Source organism: Moraxella sp., assembly GCF_024227015.1.
Classification (GTDB): Bacteria; Pseudomonadota; Gammaproteobacteria; order Pseudomonadales; family Moraxellaceae; genus Moraxella.
Genome location: NZ_JAAELD010000230.1, coordinates 1 through 5,051 on the forward strand (window position 1 = coordinate 1; position 5,051 = coordinate 5,051).

Below are 5,051 nucleotides of genomic sequence, written 5' to 3' on the forward strand. Positions count from 1 at the left end.
CATAGGTTGAGCCATGTGAGCCTGCCGTAAATAACCCTTTAGCACGACCTGACACCATGCACGCCCCAACAGGAAAGCCATTGCCCAGACCTTTGGCAGTGGTAAGCACATCGGGCTTGACGCTGCTGTGCTGATAGGCAAAATATTTGCCTGTGCGGCCATTACCAGTCTGCACCTCATCAAGCATGAATAGCCAATCATTCTCATCGCAGATTTTTGACAGTGCTTCTAAATAACCCTCGGGTGGTGTATGTAGTCCGCCTTCGCCTTGGATTGGCTCAACAAAGACAGCACAAATGTCCTGATCACCGCTTAACGCACGCACAGCATCGCTATCACCAAATGGCACACGAATAAAGTCATCATCCAATGTATAAAAACCCTCTCGAGCCTTCGGATTAGCAGTAGCGGTTACAGTTAGAAGGGTGCGACCGTGAAAGGCGTGATCCATCACGATTACTTTTGGGCGTTGTTTGCCTTTATTATGCGCATAGAGTCTGGCAAGCTTTAAAGCACATTCATTCGCTTCGGCACCTGAATTACCGAAAAATACCTCGTCCATGCCCGCTTTTTGGCATAGGATTTCGCCCGCCTTTTCTTGCCAAGGAATGCCAAATAAATTACTGGTGTGAATCAGCGTGTCCGCCTGTTCTTTAATCGCTTGGCTAATGGCGGGATGGCAATGACCAAGTCCACATACCGCAATACCTGTCAACGCATCCAAATACGCCACACCCTGATCATCGAACAGATAAGACCCTTCGCCACGCACAAAATTAACAGGCTGGCGGGCGTATGTTGGCATTAAATAACTCATGATAATTCCTATTTAGATTTACTAACAATTTTAATTAATAGTTGAGCTTTGTGGATCGTTGAGCTCATCGCTAAATGGCGTATCGCTGCTGGCAATTTTATAATTCTCAGATGCCCATTCGCCCAAGTCTATAAGCTGGCAACGCTTGGAACAAAAGGGCTTAGTAGGATTGTCTTGCCATTTTGTTGGGGTTTTGCAAGTTGGGCAAGGGTACATTTTTGGGTGATTCATGATTGGTATTGATATTAGAATTTCAAATTATTGTATCATAAAGCGGCAATTTATCACGGATTTGTGGCTAAATTTTTAGAAATTTTGAAAAAAATGCATGACATAACGAATCAGACAAGCTATAATCATCCGCGGACATGGATGGCACTGTATTTACGGTTTGAATACTGTTTAGAGATATTTCAAAAAATGAACAAATTTCAATGGCAATTTGTTTGATCGTGACGTCATCCAAGGTTTGGTTATTTTTAGAAATTCATCATACAGCTGCTTATCGATGCTCGTTTTAAAAAGATAATCGGCATCCAAAAAGTGTTTTTCCAGCATCAAGGTGATGGGAAGGACAGGGTTTTTGGATGTTTCAAATCATCACAATGGTAAGGAGTATGTATTGTGACTGATAAAATTGATGATCCAGTAGCTGGTAACGGCGTTCTTAGTGATTTAGGCGGCAAAAGCTACGTCGAACTTCACAAACCTAGTTCAGAATTTGCCACACGTGACGAATATTTGCAGCATGAACTACAAATCATGCAGCCAAAACGTTGGCGTGTGAATTTACCTTTCCGCGATTATCGCTTTGAGTTAGAAGATGCTATCCCAGCAATGGCGGCCACCATCGGTAAAATCGTGATGGTTGGTGCGATGGCTGCAGCTTTCGCGGCACCTTTGGGTCTATCTGAAGCCTTCGTTCTTGAAAACGTACGTTATGAAATGCTGATCGCAGCATTCTTTGTGCTAATCTTGTCAGGGTTTCTCCTGCCAACTTCTAATCTACCGGGTACGCACGGCCCTTTAATTCCTTTGATCCCTATCGTTGTTGCCGCTGGTGGACATCCGCTGGCTTTTGGTCTGTTGATGGGTGTGTTTGGGATAATTCTCGCCTTATTTAAAGGCGGTAGTCTCATGGCACGCCTGACAAGTAATGGCGTGGCAGGGGGCTTATTGCTTTATTTAGGCTTTGTCGGCACAATTGGACAAGTCAAGAACATGATTGCTTGGGCGGATAAAATTGGCTTGCCACACATTGCCTTTATTATCATCATTGCCACCATTATCATGTATGCACTGCTTGAGCACTTCCAAAAACGCTGGCTTGCCGTTCCGATTGGCTGTGCTTTGGCAGGAGCTTTGGCATTCTTCTTAGGTGCGCCATTTGAATTTAAGACCGATCCTGGTTTGCCACCACTAAGCCCGATGTATTGGTGGGGTGAAGATACTGGTTGGACACTAGGTCTGCCTGATCTAAAAGCATTCATTGTTGCCTTTCCATTCGCGGTTCTGGCAGTTGCCATGTGGTCACCTGACTTCTTGGGTCATCAAGTGTTCCAAAAAATCAGCTACCCGCCACGCTCTGAGCGCACTTACATGAACATCGATGACACCATGGTCGGCTGTTCCGCTCGCCAAGTTGTTGGTTCTGTGTTAGGTGGTGCAAACTTTACGTCTTCATGGGGTACTTATGTGGTGCCCGCAGCAATCGCTAAGCGTCCTATCCCGGCTGGTGCAATCTTGACAGCGGTGTTCTGTATTATAGCAGCCATCTGGGGCTATCCAATGGACTTGGCGGTATGGCAGCCTGTGCTTAGTACAGCGCTTATCGTTGCGGTATTCGTACCATTATTAGAAGCTGGCATGGAAATGACCCGTAAAGGTAAAACCACTCAATCAGCTGCGATCGTCGTATTCGCCTCAGCGCTGGTTAACCCTGTGTTTGGCTGGTCTTTAACCATGCTACTAGACAACCTAGGTCTAATCGGCGATAAACAACGTAGCCGCGATCTGGGCTTCTCTGGACGTGTGATGATTCCTTTGATCGGGTTTATCATCCTGTGTGTGGCGATGGGTGCCGTGGGTATGTTCCCTGGTATCGATGCGTTCTTACCACAATTTAGAGTTTAACTTACTCTTAATTAAAAAGCCGTTCATTATTGAGCGGCTTTTTTAGTGCATGGATTTTGTGATGACATAAAATGTGCAAAAAATGTGCGAATTTTATGCAAAATCACGTCCAAAACCCTTGCAAAATACACAAAGCTTGTTATAATTGCGCCCTGTTTTATTTTCTTGTTTTATCCAATAAGGTCCATCATGGCACACAACGAACAAACCACATTTAACATGCGCGTCGATAAAAATCTCGTAGAACAATTCAAACAAGCAGCACGTGACAATAACCGTACCGCAAGCCAGCTACTTCGCGACTGCATGATCGAATACGTCAAAAAGAACCGCCAAGGTGATATGTTTAAGCGTTAATCACTACAATAAAAAAGCACTCAATTGAGTGCTTTTTTATTTTATAAGGCAGGCAAGTTAATTGGTTAATTATTGCCATGCATCCTTAATCCATTGGCTGGGTAGAACGTGGCGATACCATTTGCCACCACCGCCATTAATCGCATCAGGTGGGTTAATCTCACCATGGAATATGACAATCTTGGCGTCTTTGGGCTTCACAGGCGGCTTAAAGTATGCCAGAGGAATCTTCTGTAAGCAGTGATATTTATAACTGACGCACCAAGTTGGATCCCAGTATTCAAGATGGTGATGCTCGCGCAGATAATTAGAAAGATAGGCTTGTTCGTGCCTTACTTCGCTGCGGATTTTCTCGAAATTCTGTTCGAAATGACTTAGAAGGTTAGGGTAGGTATTATAACCAACCTTAAATCGATAGACAGAGCTGTTACCCACCATACGCCAAGGCTTTTTCCAGTCTCTGATGATCATCACACTGTCATCATGCTCGGCTTGATGCGTAAAGAAGCAATCAATATTGTCCACAATGACGATATCAATGTCTAAGAATAATGCTGTGCCTTTAAGTCCGTACAGATCAGGCTTGAAGGTGGTGAGTTTTTTCCAACCGCGTTCTGGGATGTTGCTTGGTAGGTTTAATTCAGGAATCGGATGACATACCACTTCATCGCGAATGCCACTTGGATCGTCAGTCAGGCATACAAAAGCGAACGGCAGGGTGAGATTGCGCGCTACCATATTATAAAGGCGGTTTACGTACTCTGGGCCGTATTTGGTGCCCCATTTCATGCAAATGATGTAATTGGTATCACTCATGAGTGCCCATCCTTATAGGTGATTACTTGGCGATGTAGATGATCAAAAGGCAGTAGATAAGGATTCTCACCAAAAGGCGTGAATTTAAACCGTCGATAGCCCCACATATAATGGCTAAAATGCGGTTCGATCATGCGCTGCATTGCATTATTTAATGCCTGGGTTGCAACTTCAATGTCTTTGTCGTACAAATCAGGATCATCCAGGCGATAGCAAAAGATCTCAAAACCATTATTGTCATCACGGCGAATACAGCTAAGCCCCACAAGAGCGCATTGGGTCTTTTGGGCAAGCTTTGAGGCTAAGGTACTGGTTAATGTCGGTATCCCAAAAAATGGTACGATAACACCACCCGAAGGATCAGGCACATGATCGGGCAGAACAATACTAAAGCCACCTTCTTTTAAAGTCTTAAATATCGCTTTAACACCGGTGCCATCTGTCGGTACGAGGGTGGCATTCAGCCTTTGACGACCCTGCAGAATGAATCGATCCATGGCTTTAGACTTGACTGGCTTGTACATGATGACAGGCTTACCAAACTGATTAATCCATGCATTCATCATCTCCCACGTACCAATGTGAGGTACAATGGCAAGCATGCCATTAGGATGAGCCAATCCTTCTTTGAAGATCTCAATGTTATGTACGGCTTTGATTTGCTTGATAGACCATTCAGGAGGCATTGCCCAGCTCTTTAAGCTGTCAGCAGTACTAATCATCTGATGATGAAGCGCTTCTGTCGCCAACTGAGCTCTGTCTTTATCCGCCATACTGGGATTGACGAGCATCAGATTTCTATCAATACTACGATAGATGCTGGCATTCGTCAATTTGACAAGCCAAGCGCCAGTTTGCGCCACCACGCGCATGAGCGGTAGCGGCACAAATCTAATCAAATCGTACATCAAAAAGATGCCTTATTCCG

The 5,051-nt window shown here is 44.6% G+C and carries 6 protein-coding genes; 2 read left to right on the forward strand and 4 right to left on the reverse strand.

The window, feature by feature from the left end; translation table 11 throughout:
- Window positions 1-817: aminotransferase class III-fold pyridoxal phosphate-dependent enzyme (locus GY683_RS05355; protein WP_297287764.1), on the reverse strand; the 817-nt coding region annotated here is incomplete at its 3' end.
- A 30-nt stretch (window positions 818-847) separates the two neighbouring features.
- On the reverse strand, window positions 848-1,048 hold the full coding sequence (locus GY683_RS05360; protein WP_297287765.1) for a DNA gyrase inhibitor YacG: 201 nt from the start codon (window positions 1,046-1,048) through the stop codon (window positions 848-850).
- Window positions 1,049-1,453: 405 nt separating this feature from the next.
- Between GY683_RS05360 and GY683_RS05365 the strand changes: the two genes are divergently transcribed.
- Together GY683_RS05365 and GY683_RS05370 are read left to right on the forward strand one after the other, a co-directional pair.
- Entirely contained in the window at window positions 1,454-2,950 is a 1,497-nt protein-coding gene (locus GY683_RS05365) for a DUF3360 family protein (RefSeq protein ID WP_367274111.1), read from the forward strand.
- 189 nt (window positions 2,951-3,139) lie between these two features.
- Complete coding sequence (locus GY683_RS05370; protein ID WP_162888273.1) at window positions 3,140-3,307, forward strand: hypothetical protein; 168 nt, start codon at window positions 3,140-3,142, stop codon at window positions 3,305-3,307.
- Window positions 3,308-3,376: 69 nt separating this feature from the next.
- Here the strand turns inward: GY683_RS05370 and GY683_RS05375 are convergent, their stop codons facing one another.
- Together GY683_RS05375 and GY683_RS05380 are read right to left on the reverse strand one after the other, a co-directional pair.
- Window positions 3,377-4,123, reverse strand: coding sequence for a glycosyltransferase (locus GY683_RS05375; RefSeq protein WP_297287767.1), 747 nt, complete (start codon window positions 4,121-4,123; stop codon window positions 3,377-3,379).
- Complete coding sequence (locus tag GY683_RS05380) at window positions 4,120-5,031, reverse strand: lysophospholipid acyltransferase family protein (RefSeq protein WP_297287768.1); 912 nt, start codon at window positions 5,029-5,031, stop codon at window positions 4,120-4,122. Before GY683_RS05380 ends, GY683_RS05375 begins: the two co-directional genes overlap by 4 nt.
- Window positions 5,032-5,051 lie beyond the last annotated feature (20 nt).

Bases quoted from the DNA above. Each gene is read 5' to 3' on its own strand.
- GY683_RS05380 (WP_297287768.1), bottom strand. From the start codon at position 5,031: ATGTACGATTTGATTAGATTTGTGCCGCTACCGCTCATGCGCGTGGTG.
- GY683_RS05370 (WP_162888273.1), top strand. From the start codon at position 3,140: ATGGCACACAACGAACAAACCACATTTAACATGCGCGTCGATAAAAAT.
- GY683_RS05360 (WP_297287765.1), bottom strand. From the start codon at position 1,048: ATGAATCACCCAAAAATGTACCCTTGCCCAACTTGCAAAACCCCAACA.
- GY683_RS05375 (WP_297287767.1), bottom strand. From the start codon at position 4,123: ATGAGTGATACCAATTACATCATTTGCATGAAATGGGGCACCAAATAC.